This window comes from Stygiolobus sp. CP859M, from assembly GCF_037389975.1.
Taxonomy (GTDB): domain Archaea; phylum Thermoproteota; class Thermoprotei_A; order Sulfolobales; family Sulfolobaceae; genus Stygiolobus.
The window spans coordinates 105,207-122,877 of sequence record NZ_JBBHKS010000024.1 but is presented as its reverse complement, the minus strand read 5'-3'; the positions used below and the strand labels follow the sequence as shown (position 1 = coordinate 122,877).

15 protein-coding genes and 1 tRNA gene are annotated in these 17,671 nt (G+C 36.9%); 9 read left to right on the top strand and 7 right to left on the bottom strand.

Features of this window, described 5'->3' with window-relative positions; translation table 11 throughout:
• Positions 1-3: 3 nt before the first annotated feature.
• From WIW72_RS12045 to tes, 3 genes are all read left to right on the top strand, one after another.
• Positions 4-101 (top strand) — tRNA-Thr (locus WIW72_RS12045).
• A gap of 15 nt (positions 102-116) precedes the next feature.
• Positions 117-1,061 (top strand): thiamine-phosphate kinase, encoded by a 945-nt coding sequence (locus WIW72_RS12040; protein ID WP_337721481.1) that lies wholly within the window; start codon positions 117-119, stop codon positions 1,059-1,061.
• A gap of 69 nt (positions 1,062-1,130) precedes the next feature.
• A complete protein-coding gene (gene tes / locus WIW72_RS12035) occupies positions 1,131-2,879 on the top strand; it encodes a tetraether lipid synthase Tes (protein ID WP_337721480.1) in 1,749 nt (582 codons plus the stop codon).
• Positions 2,880-2,918: 39 nt separating this feature from the next.
• Here tes and WIW72_RS12030 read toward each other — a convergent pair whose 3' ends face one another.
• From WIW72_RS12030 to WIW72_RS12005, 6 genes are all read right to left on the bottom strand, one after another.
• On the bottom strand, positions 2,919-3,581 hold the full coding sequence (locus WIW72_RS12030) for a 2,5-diamino-6-(ribosylamino)-4(3H)-pyrimidinone 5'-phosphate reductase (RefSeq protein ID WP_337721020.1): 663 nt from the start codon (positions 3,579-3,581) through the stop codon (positions 2,919-2,921).
• A 184-nt stretch (positions 3,582-3,765) separates the two neighbouring features.
• A complete protein-coding gene (locus WIW72_RS12025; RefSeq protein WP_337721021.1) occupies positions 3,766-4,308 on the bottom strand; it encodes an MBL fold metallo-hydrolase in 543 nt (180 codons plus the stop codon).
• The gene (locus tag WIW72_RS12020) at positions 4,305-5,033 is read right to left on the bottom strand and encodes a phosphoribosyltransferase family protein (protein WP_443295080.1); all 729 of its coding nucleotides are present in this window, start codon (positions 5,031-5,033) and stop codon (positions 4,305-4,307) included. The genes WIW72_RS12025 and WIW72_RS12020 overlap by 4 nt, the downstream gene beginning before the upstream one ends.
• Positions 5,034-5,099: 66 nt before the next feature.
• On the bottom strand, positions 5,100-6,527 hold the full coding sequence (gene gatB, locus WIW72_RS12015; RefSeq protein ID WP_337721479.1) for an Asp-tRNA(Asn)/Glu-tRNA(Gln) amidotransferase subunit GatB: 1,428 nt from the start codon (positions 6,525-6,527) through the stop codon (positions 5,100-5,102).
• Between the two features lie 38 nt (positions 6,528-6,565).
• Positions 6,566-7,216 (bottom strand): uracil phosphoribosyltransferase, encoded by a 651-nt coding sequence (upp, locus tag WIW72_RS12010; RefSeq protein WP_337721023.1) that lies wholly within the window; start codon positions 7,214-7,216, stop codon positions 6,566-6,568.
• A 4-nt stretch (positions 7,217-7,220) separates the two neighbouring features.
• The gene (locus tag WIW72_RS12005; protein ID WP_221287243.1) at positions 7,221-7,472 is read right to left on the bottom strand and encodes a 30S ribosomal protein S28e; all 252 of its coding nucleotides are present in this window, start codon (positions 7,470-7,472) and stop codon (positions 7,221-7,223) included.
• 64 nt (positions 7,473-7,536) lie between these two features.
• On the opposite strand from WIW72_RS12005, the gene WIW72_RS12000 reads away from it, so the two are divergent.
• Together WIW72_RS12000 and ndk are read left to right on the top strand one after the other, a co-directional pair.
• Positions 7,537-7,725 (top strand): 50S ribosomal protein L24e, encoded by a 189-nt coding sequence (locus tag WIW72_RS12000; protein WP_337699548.1) that lies wholly within the window; start codon positions 7,537-7,539, stop codon positions 7,723-7,725.
• A complete protein-coding gene (gene ndk / locus WIW72_RS11995) occupies positions 7,722-8,147 on the top strand; it encodes a nucleoside-diphosphate kinase (protein ID WP_337721024.1) in 426 nt (141 codons plus the stop codon). Before WIW72_RS12000 ends, ndk begins: the two co-directional genes overlap by 4 nt.
• Here the strand turns inward: ndk and infB are convergent.
• The gene (gene infB, locus WIW72_RS11990; protein ID WP_337721492.1) at positions 8,137-9,942 is read right to left on the bottom strand and encodes a translation initiation factor IF-2; all 1,806 of its coding nucleotides are present in this window, start codon (positions 9,940-9,942) and stop codon (positions 8,137-8,139) included. The two genes, ndk and infB, sit on opposite strands and share 11 nt — an antisense overlap.
• Positions 9,943-10,059: 117 nt before the next feature.
• Here infB and WIW72_RS11985 point away from each other — a divergent pair, with 117 nt between their 5' ends.
• The 4 genes from WIW72_RS11985 (at position 10,060) to rpoA1 (ending at position 17,666) form a co-directional block, all read left to right on the top strand.
• Positions 10,060-11,331, top strand: coding sequence for an NAD(P)-dependent malic enzyme (locus WIW72_RS11985; protein WP_337700048.1), 1,272 nt, complete (start codon positions 10,060-10,062; stop codon positions 11,329-11,331).
• 62 nt (positions 11,332-11,393) lie between these two features.
• On the top strand, positions 11,394-11,648 hold the full coding sequence (locus WIW72_RS11980) for a DNA-directed RNA polymerase subunit H (RefSeq protein ID WP_156005051.1): 255 nt from the start codon (positions 11,394-11,396) through the stop codon (positions 11,646-11,648).
• A 5-nt stretch (positions 11,649-11,653) separates the two neighbouring features.
• Positions 11,654-15,031 carry a DNA-directed RNA polymerase subunit B gene (locus WIW72_RS11975; RefSeq protein WP_337699552.1) on the top strand — a complete coding sequence of 1,126 codons (3,378 nt, stop codon included), beginning with the start codon at positions 11,654-11,656 and terminating at the stop codon, positions 15,029-15,031.
• Positions 15,024-17,666, top strand: coding sequence for a DNA-directed RNA polymerase subunit A' (gene rpoA1 / locus WIW72_RS11970; protein WP_337699554.1), 2,643 nt, complete (start codon positions 15,024-15,026; stop codon positions 17,664-17,666). Before WIW72_RS11975 ends, rpoA1 begins: the two co-directional genes overlap by 8 nt.
• Positions 17,667-17,671 lie beyond the last annotated feature (5 nt).

The following is a 17,671-nucleotide window of genomic DNA, read 5'->3' as shown; positions in this document are numbered from 1 at the left end:
TATGCCGCCGTAGCTCAGACTGGTAGAGCGCCGGCCTCGTAAGGTATAGTAGCAGGATCCGGTACAGCCGGTGGTCCGGGGTTCAAGTCCCCGCGGCGGCTTTTTGGTGATTAAAGTTGTTTTCAGAACATGAATTTATAAATAATATAATATCTAAGTATGTGGTTTTTAATTCTATAAGAGATGATGTATACACTGAAAAAGGTCTGATCTACAAAATAGACGGTTTTCAATTATCTTATACTTTTTCTTTCATGGACTTATATGATTTAGGTTGGAAAGCGGTAATTTCAACCGTAAGCGACATTATCTCTAAAGGCGGAATTCCTAGTCTATTCTTCTCATCGATTGGTATACCCAAATCAAAGTTGGATAAACTTGAGAATTTAATTGAAGGTATAGCAGACGCTATTAAGTATTACCATGGCAAGTATGTAGGTGGAGATCTTAATTCCAGTGACGGAAGCGGTTGGATCGATATAATGGGGATTGGGTTGTCTACGTGTAATTCTAACAAGGACATAGATGACGGTGATGTAGTAATTATATCTAATTCAATAGGATACACATCATTAGTTTTTCTATCTTATGTTCGTTCTTGGAATATTTATTTACCTAAAAAAGTGATCAATAAGATTCGTCATCCTATTGTTAATAAAGGTATAGTTAAAATTATTGAAAAATATTGTACAAATATTTCGTATTCAACTGATGTCAGCGACGGTCTCATTGTCTCCTTGTACAATATCGTAAAAAGAAAGAATGTAACAGTAGAACTGAAGCAAATACCCATAGACCCAGAGGTAAAAGAAATGACTGATTCCTTAGGTGTCGAAATCAAAGATATCCTAAAGTATTCGGGAGAAGAGTTCGAGACATTACTAGTTGTTAGAAAAAGCGTAGTAGAGGAAGTTATGAGAGAAATGAGAAAATATGGTTTAAACCCAATAGTTATAGGAGAAGTAATTAAAAATGAAAACTCTGAAGGGAAGAACAATGTATTATACAAGGGAGAAGTTGTAGAAAATACTGGATGGGATAATTTCTTAGGATGGTTTTAACCAAATATGCAGTTATAATGGTGAAAGAGCTTATAAGTAGGCTACTCATATGCTTTATGAAGATAAAAAATGACAGAAACAGTTCAGAAGAGCGAGGAAAGATTTAGACTATTACCAGCTCCGTCTAAATTTGATAACGGGGTAGTTAAATTTGGAGATAGGGAAATTAGGATAGGAGGCCCTTTACCTAAGATTGCAGAAAATGAAAAATTGGTGAGAGTTACTAGTTCCTTATGTCCGGTCTGTTATAGACTATTACCTGCCGTAATATTTGAGAAAGAAGACAAATTATACATAAGAAAAGTCTGTCCAGATCACGGTGAATTTGAAGATCTATATTATGGTGATGTAAATCTATACTACAAGTTCGACTATTGGGAATATGAAGGTAAGGGACCTAAGGTTCCATATGTAGATCTTAAATCGCCTTGTCCTTTTAACTGTGGGCTTTGTCCAATGCATCATCAGCACTCAGCTCTTGTAAACATGGTAATTACGAACAGATGTGATTTATCTTGTTGGTACTGTTTCTTCTTCGCTGAAAAGGCCGGTTACGTATACGAACCCACTAGAGAACAGATAAAGTTCATGGTAGAACAATTGAAAAGGCAAGATATTACTCTCGTCATCCAATTAACTGGTGGAGAACCTACACTACGTGAAGATTTGATCGAAATCGTAAGAATTATGAGAGAGAGCGGTGTAAAACACATACAGCTTAACACTTGGGGCGGAACTTTTGCTAAGATGTACCTCGAAGATCCAGAATACGCAATAAAGTATGCTCGTGAGTTAAGAGAGGCTGGTGTTAACACCATATACATGAGTTTTGATGGTGTAAATAGAAGAACCAATACTAAGAATCACTGGGAAGTCCCATACACTTTAGAGGTCTTCAGAAAAGCCGGAATGACCAGCGTAGTTCTAGTACCTACTGTTATCAGAACCGTAAACGATCAAGATTTAGGGAATATAGTGAAATTCGCAGCATATAACATGGATGTAGTAAGGGCAATTAACTTCCAACCTGTCAGCTTAACCGGAATGATGAAACGCAATATGAGAAATAAGTTCAGAATAACGATTCCTGAGGTTTTAAAGGCAATAGAGGAGCAGACAAATGGAGAGATTACTAGAGATAGTTGGTATCCTATAGGAACTTCTGTTGTATTCTCTAAGCTAGTAGAGGCAATAACTGGAAAAGAGCAATTTGAGATGGCTAATCATCCAAGCTGCGGAGCCGGAACTTACGTATTCGTAGAGTGGAGAAACGGAGAACCTCATTTCATACCGCTTTCTAAGTTTATAGACCTAGAAGGTTTACTGGAGTATCTAAGAGAGAAAACAGACGAGTTAAAAGAAGGAGGAAATAAGGTCTGGATAGGTGTAAAACTATTATATAACTTGAGGAAGTTTATTGATAAGGAGAAAGGACCTAAAGACTTTGACGTTTATGAAATGCTACGTAATATTATCGTCAACCATAATTATGAAGCGTTAGGAGAATGGCACTATAGGACGTTATTCTTAGGGACTATGCACTTCATGGATCTATATAACTATGATGTCGAAAGAGTAATGAGATGCGATATACACTATACTACTCCTGATGGTAGAGTAATACCGTTCTGCACATATAATGTATTAAATGACTTATACAGAGACAAAGTGCTAAAGGAATACCAGATACCTATAGAAGAATGGAAGAAAGTCCATGGAGAAGATAGCATAGGAGATAAAATGAAGTATAGAAGAATAGCGAGTAAGTTAGAAGAAGGAGAAGTATATAAGGCAACCTACAAGCCTTTTATACAATAATTTTTTATTTTAAATTAAAAATTATATTATAATGTATTTTTAATTACTAATTTTTCTATATATAATATGGACTTCTTGTCCACATTCACATAGTTTTACATTGACCAATTGTAGCTTGGGTGCGCTAATACCTGTAAAACCTTCTCCTTGAGCGAAAGATATTCCGTTTCCGAAAATTATAGGAGAGATTGTGATTCTAATTTCATCGAAACAATTTTCCTTAATAAAGTTCCAAATTGTAGTTCCGCCGCCCTCTACCATAATTTTTTTAACGTTCTTAGTTATGTAAAGGTCTCTCATAATAGAACAAATTGACATATCATTTATGTATCTAATTTCAACACCTTTTTGAATTAAAGCTTGAATTATCTGTCTCTTTTCAGAACTCTCTTCATTTAGTTTAGATGTGTAAACTGTTGTAGGAGGAGGAGTTGTGAAAATTGTATTATTTACATTAAATCTTAAACTATTTGAAATTATTACTCTAATAGGATTTTTTCCATGTGCATATTTAAGTGTCAGTTTAGGATTATCAATTCTTACTGTTTCAGCTCCCACTAATACTGCATCTACTTCGCTTCTAAGGATATGTTGTCTCCTTTTATCAGATGGGCAACTTAATTGGCTATATCTGTCTTTTGAAGCTAATCTACCATCTATACTCATAGTGCTGAATATTATAATGTAAGGTCTATCTACCATGTTTCATGCTAATTTAACGGTCTGCTTCTTTGGTAATAAGTTAAATGACCAAACTCTTATTTTACAAGTTGCTCTTTGCTTGCATAATAGGCAACAGTCTACACACACATTAATTTTTCTTATACTACAATATCTAACTTGAAGAAATCTTCCACAACTGTCACATTTCTCTTCGAATACCATGTTAAATCACTTTTTCAAAATTGTAAGCATTACATATATAACTAATTTTATTCTTAATGCCGCTGGTTCTACTAGCTCCAGTAAACAGTATAGAATCGAACATTATGAATATTGACCCACTAACTGGGGTATTGCTCTTAATAACGGTAATTTTGTGACGAGGATCTACACCTAAAATCTCGTTCATATATTTCAAGTTTGACTCAGATAATTCGACGGTTACGTTCAAAGGCTCATAATTACTATTTTTATCACCTCCTTTTCTCAGTAGAGAAGCTACTTCTCTACTAGATATAATTAATGCAGAGAATAACCTCGATAGTACACTAGCTCCTCCTGCTACCTCACGTCTATAACTCGTTAATATTATCCATTTCAACTTTTTTGAATTTCTTTCTAAGATCTCATAAATTCCATCTATAATTATAGATGAGTCACTCCCATCACTTGAGTCTATCAGGATAAAACTTTCTCCTATGTCTATTAAATAAACTAGGAAATTTCCTTTTATTGCGTATACGTTATTGACTAGCTTGCTTATCATAGCCTAAAAATAGGGTAGATATTTATAGTGTTAACGTGTTTAATCCATTCTCGGCCAACAGATGCAATAGTTATAGCACCTACGACTTCAGCTCCGCTCTTATTTAGCAATTTATAAGCTGCATAAATAGTAGTTCCAGTTCTTATCACGTCATCGATAAGCAGAATCTTATCTCCTCTATTAATATAATCTTTTCTTAGATATATGGTCGTTACCATTCCCTCTGACTCTTTAAGGTTTTCGTCTATATACTCTAAGTGGATAGAATCCTTGTGTTTTTTCATAACTAGTAATGGTTTAGCTAAAGCCGAAGCTGCAAGTGTTGCAAACGGAATTCCATTTACAGCTATAGTAACTATTTTGTTTACTTCTTTATTTCCAATGTATTTCTGATAATAAATTTCTACCAGCATTTTTAACATGTTAGGATAAAATAGTAGTGAAGAAGTATCTACAAATCCATCTTCATAAAATGAGATTTTGTTGTAAAAGAACTTTAGTAGGAACTCTTCATTCTTAATTTTATCGAGAATTTCCTTTGAATGTATTTCACTAGGTATGGTATTACCATTGACATACCTACATAGTAAACTTTCCTGGATATTAAGTAATTTAGATAACTCCTTGTAGGTATACGCGTTCTTCAGCTCCTTAAGCAAATCAACCACAAGTAGTCTAATTCTCAGTTCCTTGTATTTCGAGTAAGTGGAAATAAATATCACCACCATGTATTCATATTTAGATGAACGCGGTCTTAAGAACTGAATGGTGAAGATAAACCCACGCCGTGATTACTTACTCTCGCCACTAAGAATTTTTCTTATGAGTTCGTTGGTCAATTGTGGATCGGCTCTTTTACCCGTCTTTTTCATAACTTTCCCTACTAGGTAGTTAATCACTTTAGGATCTTTTCTAGCTTTTTCAGCTGCATCTGGCTCCTCTTTGATTACTTCCCTTATTATCTGGACGAGGAATTCCTCGTCCTTTACTGCCGTAAGTCCCCTTTCTTTAATTATCTGACCTGGCATTTTACCTTCTAAAACTACTTCAGGTAAGATTTCTTTAGCTATCTTTATTGTAATTACACCATCATCGAGAAGTTTAAGTAACTCTACTAGATGTGATGGTGTGGCTTTCGATTGGGACGGCCTCAGGTTCTTATCGTTTAGCCACCTTAGATAGTCGTTAATTAATAAATTAGCGAGTTTCTTGTAGTTAAAGTAGTTCTTAGCCGTCTCCTCAAATAAGTCAGCTAGCACTTTATCCGTTACTAAAACTGTTGCATCATATTCAGTTATTTCGTATTGTTTCACCAACCTTTGTATTCTAATATCTGGTAGTTCAGGGAGACTTTTTCTAATTTCTTCTACTAGTTGTTTGCTTATAGGATAGGGTGGTAAATCTGGGTCAGGAAAGTATCTATAATCTTCTTCTTGTTCTTTAGTTCTAGTTGGTACTGTTACTTTCCTTTGTGCATCCCAATGTCTAGTCTCTCTCTCCACTTTTAGTCCCTGAGCAATTGCGGCTCTTTGCCTAGCTATTTCGTATTTTATTGCTTCTTCAACTTCTTTTGGTGATCCAATATTCTTTACTTCCACTCTTTCTCCTCCCTCAACGGATACATTAGCATCAGCCCTCATAGCCCCTTCTAAGTCACAATTACATACACCTAAATGCTCTAGTATAGATCGTAGTTTTTCTAGAAATTCTCTCGCTTCTCTAGGTTCTGTCATGTCAGGCTCAGTTACTATTTCGAGCAATGTCATACCAGACCTATTGTAATCTAAAAGAGTGTATTTGCTGGTCAACATAGACCCGGTTGGATAAATAATTTTTGCCGGATCCTCTTCTATGTTTATTCTCCTTATCCTTACAGTTTTACCATCTCTCAGTTTTACAAAACCACCTTTACTTATTGCAATACTTCCGGGACCATCATACTGAGAGATCTGATAATTCTTCGCCATATCTGGGTAGAAATAATGTTTTCTTACCATAGATAGCCTATCAGCAACTTCCCCATTAAGTGCCAACGATACCATTATTGCGTATTTTAAGGCATTCTCGTTGATTATTGGTATAGCTCCCGGTAAGCCTAGACAGACAGGGCATACGACAGTATTTGGTTCTTTATCTATGTAGTCCGTTGGACAAGAGCAAAAGAGTTTGGTTTTTAACGCCGTTAAGTGAACGTGAACTTCTAAGCCTATTTTTACCATAGCTAATACGTTATGAAAATCTCCATTTATACTTTATCTTATCCAAACGCTCTGTCTCCAGCATCACCTAAACCTGGTATTATATAACCTCTATTGTCTAATTCTGGATCTATTGAGATAGTAAACAAGTAGATATCTGGGAATTCTGCTAGAAGTTTTCTGACTCCATATTCAGATATAATCACGGAAACTATATAGATTCTTTTTGGACTATAATTTTTAATAATGCTTATTATTTTTTTCATAGTACTTGCAGTAGCTATCATTGGGTCGGCTATTATGACGTTATCTTTAGAAGTTATATTAGGTATCTTTGAATAGAATATTTCAACCTCCATTTCTTCTGGAAATTCTTCCTTGACTTCTTTTTCCTTTCTACTAGCAGCGATTACACCTAGCCTAGCTGTCGGTAAAGCTTTTAAAAGTCCTTCCACAAGCGGCGTAGCTGCCCTTAGAACGTTTATTATTACTATATTCTCTAAATCATAAATTCTAATGCCCCTAGCTTTTGTTCCTAAAGGTGTTTCAACTTCAACTGTTTCGTAATCTAACGTATTTAAAAGCTCATAACCGATAATTCTACCTAATCTAACCATTGTTTTTCTGAAGTTAATTTGATCTGTCGTTTTAGAACGTAGTTGAGTTAAAAAATGAAGAGTAACTGGCTTAGAAAGCAAAAATAAAGGCATAGCTTTACCTCTTACTGCTTAATTTCCTCGCTTCTCTTTCAGTTTCCCTAAGTATGAGGATATCTCCAAGTCTTACTGGTCCTTTAACGTTTCTTGTTAGTATTCTTCCCTTGTCCCTTCCTTCTAGAACTCTTACTCTAACTTGAGTAACTTCCCCTGTAACCCCTGTTCTATCTAAAATCTGTATTACTTCAGCCGGAAAGCCGAATTCTTCTATTATTGGTGATTGAGTTGACTGTTTCGCTTTCTCGCTCACTCTTATTACCCAAAAGATCACAATACCAATTCACTTAAATACTTCACTATGTGTATTATCAATCATGGTTTCAATAAGGCAGTGTAGTTTCTGCGGAAAAGAAATAATGCCTGGTACTGGATTAATGTACGTCAGAAACGACGGTTCAATATTGTGGTTTTGTTCTAACAAGTGCAAAAAATCTATGCTAAAGTTACATAGGGATCCTAAGAAGTTAAAGTGGACCAAGGCTTACATAGGTGGGGCTAAGTGAAACAGAGGACTTTTGTAATGATTAAACCAGACGGTGTAAAGAGAAGACTAGTAGGCGAGATAATTTCCAGATTTGAGAAGAGAGGTTTTAATATAGTAGCAATGAAGATGGTTCATATAGATAGAACTACAGCAGAAAGATTATATGAAGAACATAAGGGGAAGTCTTTCTTTGAAGAATTGATAAATTACATAACATCTGGACCGGTAGTATGTATGGTAGTTGAGGGAGAAGAAGCTGTAACTGTTGTAAGAAAAATGATTGGGAACACTGACCCTAAAGAGGCACCACCAGGTACTATAAGGGGGGATTATGCTTTAACGAAAGCAGAAAATGTAATCCATGCATCGGACAGCGAAGAAAAGGCTAAAAGAGAAATGAGCATATTCTTTGCAGAAAAAGAGATTGTTGCTATAATGTAATACCCAATCCGTATGTTGGATCGGAACTCTTTTTAATATTAATTATCTCTTTTATTACTTCCTTCATATCGTCTGTTATAATATCCTTATATTTAGTTAGCAGAATTTCTAAGTCCTCTTTGGGCACGTCAGTATATAATACGTCTCCCTCTTCAATTTGGCGTCCTACCATAACATTACCTTTTATAGAAACTGCTACTTCCATTCCTTTCGTGGCTTTCTCTACTGTCTTCTTGTTATCTTGGATTTGCTGGATCTCTCCTACTTTTCTACCATCTTTCTTAATTAAAGGAGATTTAGGTTTTATGATCCCTCCTAATACTTCTACTCCGACGATTACAGGGTCACTTCTCCTGAAGACATACCCTGGTAAAATCTTGAACTTTCCAGGCAGAACTAAAGAGTCTAAAGTTTTACGTTTTTCGCTTTCTTTTACATCAATAATATATTTTTCTATGTCATCAATTAACTGATAGATAATTTCACCATAAATTAACTTAATTTTAGTAGGTATCTCTATTCCAGGTAGAGGTTTAACTCTAAAGGCAGCAATTAATCCGTATTCTTTTGCTTCTTGGCTCGTTAATTCTGCCTCCGTAATGTCTCTTTTACTAATTGGTCCAATATCTGCTAATCTTATAGGTATCTTCTTCTGCTGGAGCGCCGTAATTATAGCTTCTAAACTACCTAAGCTATCTGCCTTAACTACAACCCCTGCTACGCTTGCATTATAGTACCTTACACTGGATATTTCCTCTTGTATGATTTTCTTGAATTCCTCAATTTTACTTTCATCATCTACTGCGAATAAAGGAGAGCCAGCTAATGCGTTCTCTAAATCAGGAGCATAGATTTTAACGCCAGCCGCAGCGTAGACTTCATCTATAGCAGTTAAGTCAGTTTTAACTACTTTTATATCTTGTAAAGGCTTGGGAACTAAGATAGAACGAACTTTTGTTATTATTGGTCCATTTATACCTCCTAATGCTATTATATCATTCTTTTTGAGTACTCCCTCGTAAATGATTACATCTATAGTATGTCCTAAACCTTGAATTTCTTTAACCTCAAGTATAACACCTTTTGCTGGTCCCTCAGCAAACTTCAGTTTGTTTTTCATGTAGTTTTGAGTAAGCCCAGCAAGTAAAGCTAGAAGTTCAGCTATTCCTTCTCCTGTTTTTCCAGATACTGGGACTATAGCTACAGTCTTTGTGAAATCCTTTATTCTGTCGAATCTTTCCGAACTAAATCCTTGTTCTGCTAGTTGTGAAACTAAGTTGTAAACTAGTCCGTCTAAATAATTTTTTACATCTTCTCTCTGCTTAGAGAAGCTCTCTAAGAACGAATATGTGTTCTGAACTCTCCACCCTGGGATTTTATCTATTTTGTTTGCCGCAACTAAAAACGGAACTTTTCTATTTTTTAATATCTCTATTGATTCAATCGTTTGCTTTTGAAATCCCTCGGTTATGTCTACAACTAATATGGCTATGTCTGCTACGCTCCCTCCTCTTTTTCTTAGATTACTAAAGAGTTCATGTCCGGGTGTATCTATAAATAATAATCCAGGAATTTCTAGTTTTATAGGGAAAATCTTTTTTAGTGGTTCTGCTAGTTTTTCAATTACGCTGGTTGGAACAAAGCTTGCTCCTACTTCCTGCGTCATCTCTCCAGGCTCTTTTTTAACTACGGCTGTACCTCTGATTTTATCTAGTAATGTTGTCTTACCGTGGTCTACGTGGCCAAGTACCACTACTATCGGTTGTCTCAGTTTCTTTTGTAATTGTTGGGTAATTTTTATTCACCTTTAATGGTTTAACCTTCTATTGACTAATTAAAGTAGCGGTAATATAGCTCGAAAAAATTTAATCTTTTTAAAAAGTAGGATAATGGGGCTATTCATTTGAGTGAACTGGATAAGAAAGCTATAGAAATTTCTTCAAAATATAGAGGAAAGATACAAATTCTCCCTAAGGTTCCTATAAAGTCCTTAGATGATTTCTCAGTTTTATATACGCCCGGCGTTGCTGCAGTCTCAAAAGAAATTGCTAAGAATAAGGATCTCTCATTCCAGTATACGTATAGATGGAATTCCATTGCAATTGTAACGGACGGAACGAGAGTATTAGGACTCGGAGATATAGGACCAGAGGCAGCGATGCCAGTGATGGAAGGTAAAGCGCTATTATTCAAGTATTTAGGTGGAGTAGATGCAGTACCTCTGACTGTAGGCACTAAAGACCCAGACAAAATTGTTGAGGTTGTTACCATTTTACAACCGGCTTTCGGAGGGATTAACTTAGAGGATATAGAATCACCAAAATGTTTCTATATACTAGAAAAATTAAGGGAAAAATTAGAGATACCGGTATGGCATGATGATCAGCAAGGGACAGCTGGTGCAACATTAGCTGGTTTAATAATAGCTCTGGAACTTACTGGAAGAGAGACTAGAAATACAAAAGTAATATTATACGGTGCAGGTGCGGCAAACATAGCGACGGCAAGACTCTTATATAAATACGGAATTCCTTATGAAAATATGATAGTAATAGATTCTCGTGGACCCTTGTATAAAGGTAGGGAAGATGAGGATGAAATGAAGTTAGAAAATCCGTGGAAATACGAACTTCTAGAAAAGACAAACAAAGATAGTGTTACGAAACTCGAGGACGCTTTTAAGGGAGCTGACGTTCTAATTGCTGCTTCCAGACCTGGCCCTGGAGTAATTAAGCCCGAATGGATAAGACTAATGAGTAAAGATTCAATCGTATTCGCCTTAGCGAATCCCACGCCTGAAATATGGCCTGAGGAGGCCAAAAAGGCTGGAGCTAAAATAGTTGCAACTGGTAGAAGTGACTTGCCTAATCAAGTAAATAACTCGTTAATTTTCCCCGCTGTATTTAGAGGTGCTCTTGACGTAAGGGCTAAGACTATAACTGATGAAATGGTAATTGAAGCTTCAAGAGAATTAGCTTCTTTCGCTAGGCAGAGAGGGACTAATGAGAGCTACATAATCCCTAAAATGACCGAATGGGAGGTCTATCCTAAAGTTGCAGCAGCTGTAGGTATGAAAGCAATGCAGCAAGGTGTAGCTAGGTTTAAACTATCTTATGAAGAGTTATATGAGTCAGCTAAAACAATGATAGAACATGCGAGAAAGCTTCTTGCATCACTAACGTAATTTTTTTAAATTGGTAACTTGTATTGTCATATTACACGTAAATTCTAGTGGTGAAAGTTAAAATGCGTTCTTCATCGAAAAAGAAAGTTGATCCCCTTCAGTATAATCTCGTTCCGAAACATGAAGTTCTATCTCTCGAAGAAGCCTATAAGGTTCTAAAAGAGCTTGGAGTAAGACCAGAACAATTACCTTGGATTAGAGCTTCAGATGCCGTTGCAAGGGCTATAGGTGCAAAGCCTGGCGACATAGTTAGAATAACTAGGAAAAGTCCATTCACTGGAGAAAGTGTAAGTTATAGATATGTGATAAGTGGGTGAACGATTTGTTAACAACAGAACAACGGTGGATGATAACAGAGTCTTTCTTTAAAGTTAGAGGGTTAGTACGACAGCACTTAGATTCGTTCAACGATTTCCTACGTAATAAACTTCAAGAAGTCATAGATGAGCAAGGAGAAATAACTACTGAGATACCTGGGTTAAAGATAAAGCTAGGGAAAATTAGATTCGATAAACCGGGTATAAGAGAGACTGACAGAGGACCTCTAAGAGAAATAACACCTATGGAGGCTAGGTTAAGGAATCTAACTTATTCTGTTCCATTGTACTTGACAATGATCCCAATAGAGAATAATATAGAGGGGGAACCGGTCGAGGTCTACATAGGAGATCTACCCATTATGCTTAAGTCAATTGCAGATCCTACGGCAACACTACCTCCTGAAAAACTTATTGAGATCGGAGAAGATCCAAAAGACCCGGGCGGGTACTTTATCGTAAATGGAACAGAGAAGGTGATTGTAGCTCAGGAAGACTTAGCGACTAATAGAGTTTTAGTTGATTATGGAAAATCTGGTAGTAACATTACACATGTAGCTAAAGTAACCTCTGCAGCTGCTGGATATAGAGTACAAGTGGTAATTGAAAGGCTAAAGGACAGTACGATTCAGGTATCTTTCGCTACAGTACCTGGAAAGATTCCCTTTGTAATTTTAATGAGAGCTCTGGGATTTACTACAGATCGTGATATAGTATATGCTGTGTCATTAGATCCAGAGATTCAAAACGAGTTATTACCTTCATTAGAGCAAGCGAGTTCAATAACTACAGTAGAAGACGCATTAGATTTTATAGGTAACAGAGTCGCTGTAGGTCAAAAGAGAGAAAACAGAATACAAAAGGCTGAGCAGGTAATTGATAAATACTTCTTACCTCACTTAGGAACTTCGCCAGAAGATAGAAAGAAAAAGGGTTACTATTTAGCTAGTGCTGTAAATAAGTTACTCGAACTCTACCTTGGAAGGAGAGAGCCAGATGACAAGGATCATTACGCTAATAAGAGAGTGAGACTTGCTGGAGATCTTTTTACAAGTTTATTCAGGGTTGCATTCAAAGCATTTATGAAAGATTTGGTTTACCAACTTGAAAAATCAAAGGTTAGAGGAAGAAGATTATCTCTAACAGCTCTCGTTAGAGCGGATATTATAACTGAGAGGGTAAGACATGCATTAGCCACTGGAAATTGGGTAGGAGGAAGAACCGGAGTTAGTCAATTGCTAGATAGGACTAACTGGCTCTCTATGTTAAGCCATCTAAGAAGGATAGTTTCATCACTTGCTAGAGGCCAACCTAACTTTGAGGCTAGAGATTTACATGGTACACAATGGGGAAGGATGTGCCCATTTGAAACTCCAGAAGGTCCTAACAGCGGTCTGGTCAAAAATCTTGCTTTATTAGCCCAAATCTCAGTAGGTATAAACGAATCTACCGTAGAGAAATTCGTATATGATCAAGGTGTACTGAAAGTAGAAGATATTATAATAAAAGTTACAGAAGAAGGAGAAGATATAGAGAAATATCTCACGTGGAGTAAAGTTTACATTAACGGGAGACTAGTAGGATATTATCCCGACGGTAAGGAGTTAGCGGAAAAGATACGAGAAGCGAGAAGGAGTAATAAGTTAAGTGATGAAATTAACGTTGCGCATATCGTAACTGAGTATATTAACGAAGTAAGAATAAATTGCGATTCAGGAAGGGTAAGAAGACCTCTAATAGTAGTTAAAGACGGTAAACCTCTGGTGACAGAACAAGATATAGAAAGAGTATCTAAAGGAGAAATAACCTTTGATGATCTAGTAAAGGAAGGGAAAATAGAATTCCTTGACGCTGAAGAAGAAGAAAATGCATATATCGCACTTAATCCTGAAGACCTAACTAAAGAGCATACTCATCTGGAGATATGGCCTCCAGCAATCTTAGGAATAACTGCTTCAATCATACCATACCCTGAACATAACCAATCTCCTAGAAACACTTATCAATCTGCTATGGCTAAGCAAGCCCTAGGGCTATACGCAGCAAACTATCAGATAAGAACAGATACTAGGGCTCACTTGCTTCACTATCCGCAAAAGCCTTTAGTGAAAACTAGAATGCTAGATGTGATTGGATATAATGAGAGACCTGCTGGAAATAACGCTATCTTAGCTGTTATGTCATATACTGGATATAACATGGAAGACGCTATAATAATGAACAAGTCGTCAGTTGAAAGAGGAATGTACCGGTCAACGTTCTTCAGATTATATGTTACTGAAGAGGTAAAGTACCCAGGTGGACAAGAAGATAAAATAATGGTTCCAGAAGCAGGTACTAAGGGATACAAGGGTAAGGACTATTACAGATTATTAGAGGATAACGGTATAGTTCCTCCAGAGGTAGACGTTAAAGGGGGAGATGTGCTTATCGGTAAGGTGAGTCCACCAAGATTCTTACAAGAGTTTAAAGAATTAGCTCCTGAGCAAGCCAAGAGGGATACGTCGATAGTCACAAGGCACGGGGAAATGGGAACAGTTGACCTCGTCTTAGTTACGGAGACAGCAGAGGGTAACAAATTGGTTAAGGTACGTGTAAGAGATTTAAGAATTCCAGAGATCGGAGACAAATTTGCTACAAGGCACGGTCAAAAAGGGGTAATAGGAATGTTGATTAGTCAAGCAGATATGCCTTATACTCCCAAGGGCGTTGTCCCAGATATAATACTTAATCCTCATGCATTACCATCAAGAATGACAATAGGTCAAATTATGGAAGCATTAGCAGGAAAATATGCAGCACTAACGGGCAAGATTGCTGATGCGACTCCATTCATTGAGACCCCGAAGATAAATGAGATCAAGAAAGGTATATTGGAATCTGGTTTTCTACCAGACGGTACTGAAGTAGTATATGATGGAAGAACTGGGCAAAAAGTAAAGAACAGAGTGTTATTTGGAGTAGTATATTATCAAAAGCTTCATCACATGGTAGCTGATAAAATGCATGCAAGAGCTAGGGGGCCGGTACAGATTCTAACAAGGCAACCTACTGAAGGAAGAGCAAGAGAAGGAGGTCTAAGATTTGGAGAGATGGAGAGGGACTGTCTAATAGGCTTCGGAACAGCTATGCTAATTAAGGATAGACTTTTAGATAATTCAGACAAAGTAACGGTGTATGTATGCGACCAGTGTGGTTATATAGGTTGGTACGATAGGAATAAGAATAAGTATGTTTGTCCTATTCATGGGGATAAAACTACTTTACATCCTGTCACGGTATCTTACGCCTTTAAACTATTATTACAAGAGTTAATGAGTATGGTTATAGCCCCGAAACTTATATTAGGTGATAAAATAGCTTTAGGTGGTTCAAATGAGTGAAAAGGTTATTAAAGGAATAAAATTCGGTATTCTCTCGCCTAATGAAATTAGGCAGATGTCGGTTACCGCAATTATAACTCCTGAAGTTTATGACGAAGACGGTACGCCTATTGAAGGAGGGGTAATGGATCCTAGACTCGGGGTTATAGAGCCTGGTCAAAAATGCCCAGTATGCGGAAACACACTTTCAGCTTGCCCTGGTCACTTTGGGCATATAGAATTAGTTAAGCCAGTTCTTCATTACGGGTATGTAAAGCACGTTTATGATTTTCTCAGGGCAACGTGTAGGCATTGTGGTAGGCTTAAGATAAAAGAAGAAGATTTGGAAAGATATAGGAGAATTTATAATTCAATTAAAGATAGATGGCCTTCAGCAGCTAGAAGGTTAGTTGAGTATGTCAAAAAAGTAGCTATGAAAAACATGGAATGCCCTCATTGTGGAGAGCATCAATTTAAGATCAAACTTGACAAGCCTTATTATTTTAATGAAGAAAGAAACGGATCTTTAGTGAGATTAACTCCATCAGAAATTAGAGAGCGTTTAGAGAGAATACCAGATTCAGATGTAGAATTAATGGGCTATGACCCTAAAACTGCAAGACCTGAATGGATGATTCTTACAGTATTGCCAGTTCCTCCGATTACTATACGTCCCTCAATTACAATAGAAAGTGGTATCAGAGCTGAAGACGACCTTACACATAAGTTAGTTGATATAGTGAGAATAAATGAGAGGTTAAAAGAGAGCTTGGAGGCTGGAGCTCCTCAACTAATAATAGAAGACTTATGGGACTTATTACAATATCATGTATCAACCTATATTGATAATGAAATACCCGGGCTTCCTCCGGCTAAACATAGATCTGGGAGGCCTTTGAGAACTTTAGCTCAGAGGTTAAAAGGTAAGGAAGGAAGATTCAGAGGTAACTTATCTGGTAAAAGAGTAGACTTCTCAGCAAGAACAGTAATTTCGCCTGATCCAAGTATAAGTATTGATGAGGTAGGGGTTCCTCAGACAATAGCTAAGATTTTAACTGTTCCTGAAAGAGTTACTAAATTTAACATTGAAAGAATAAGGCAATATATAATAAATGGACCAGATAAGTGGCCTGGAGCGAATTATGTTATTAGAACCGACGGTAGAAGAATCGACCTAAGGTATGTTAAAGACAGAAAGGAGCTTGCCGCAAGCATAACTCCGGGCTACATAGTAGAGAGACATCTAGTAGACGGTGATACCGTTCTATTTAATAGGCAGCCGTCTCTACATAGGATTTCAATGATGGCTCATAGAGTTAGAGTATTACCCGGTAGAACATTCAGATTAAATGTATTAGTATGTCCACCTTATAACGCTGATTTTGACGGAGATGAGATGAATTTGCATGTGCCTCAGTCCGAAGAAGCAATAGCAGAAGCTAGAGAGATTATGCTGGTTCACAAGAACATCATTACTCCAAGGTATGGAGGACCTATAATGGGAGGAGGTCAAGATTATATAAGCGGTGCTTATTTATTGTCAGTAAAAACTACTTTACTAACTAAAGAGGAAGTAGCCACAATACTAGGTGTTACAGACTTCAATGGCGATCTAGGAGAACCTGCGATTCTGTCACCTAAGCAGTATTATACTGGAAAACAAGTGATAAGCTTATTCCTACCTAAAGACTTTAACTTCCATGGAGTAGCTAATATATCAAAGGGAGTTAGAGCTTGTAAGAATGAGGTATGTCCTCACGATTCATATATTGTAGTTAAGAACGGAATTCTACTGGAGGGCGTTTTAGATAAGAAAGCTATAGGTAATCAGCAGCCAGAAAGCGTTCTGCATTGGTTAATTAAAGAATATGGTACAGAATATGGTAAGTGGATAATGGATAACGTCTTCAAGATGTTTATAAGATATATAGAGTTAAGAGGATTTACTATGACCTTGGATGACGTAACAATTCCACCAGAGGCGTTAAAAGAAATAGATCAGAGTACAGCTGATGCATATAACCAAGTTAACGAATTAATTAAGAAATATAATGAAGGTAAGCTAGAACCAATTCCCGGCAGAACGTTAGAGGAAAGCCTGGAGGATTATATACTAGATACATTAGACAAATTAAGAAAAATAGCAGGTGAAATTGCTACTAAGTATCTAGATCCGTTTAATAATGCCTACATCATGGCCATAACTGGAGCTAGGGGTAGCGAGTTAAACATTACACAGATGACTGCCATGTTAGGACAACAGTCGGTTAGAGGAGAAAGATTAAAGAGAGGGTATATGAACAGAACTTTACCTCACTTCAAGCCTGGCGACATTTCGCCAGACTCAAGAGGTTTCGTTCACAACTCATTTACTAGAGGATTAACGCCAATAGAAATGTTCTATCATGCTGCTGGAGGTAGAGAAGGATTAGTAGATACTGCAGTGAAGACTTCGCAAAGCGGATACATGCAAAGAAGACTTATAAACGCACTATCAGACTTAAGAGTTGAATACGACGGAACAGTAAGATCTTTATATGGTGAAGTAATGGAAGTATCTTATGGTGATGATGAAGTCCATCCAATGTATAGTGCTCATGGTAAGTCGGTAGATATAAATAGAATAGTTGAAAGGGTCATAGGTTGGAGGAAGTGATTTAT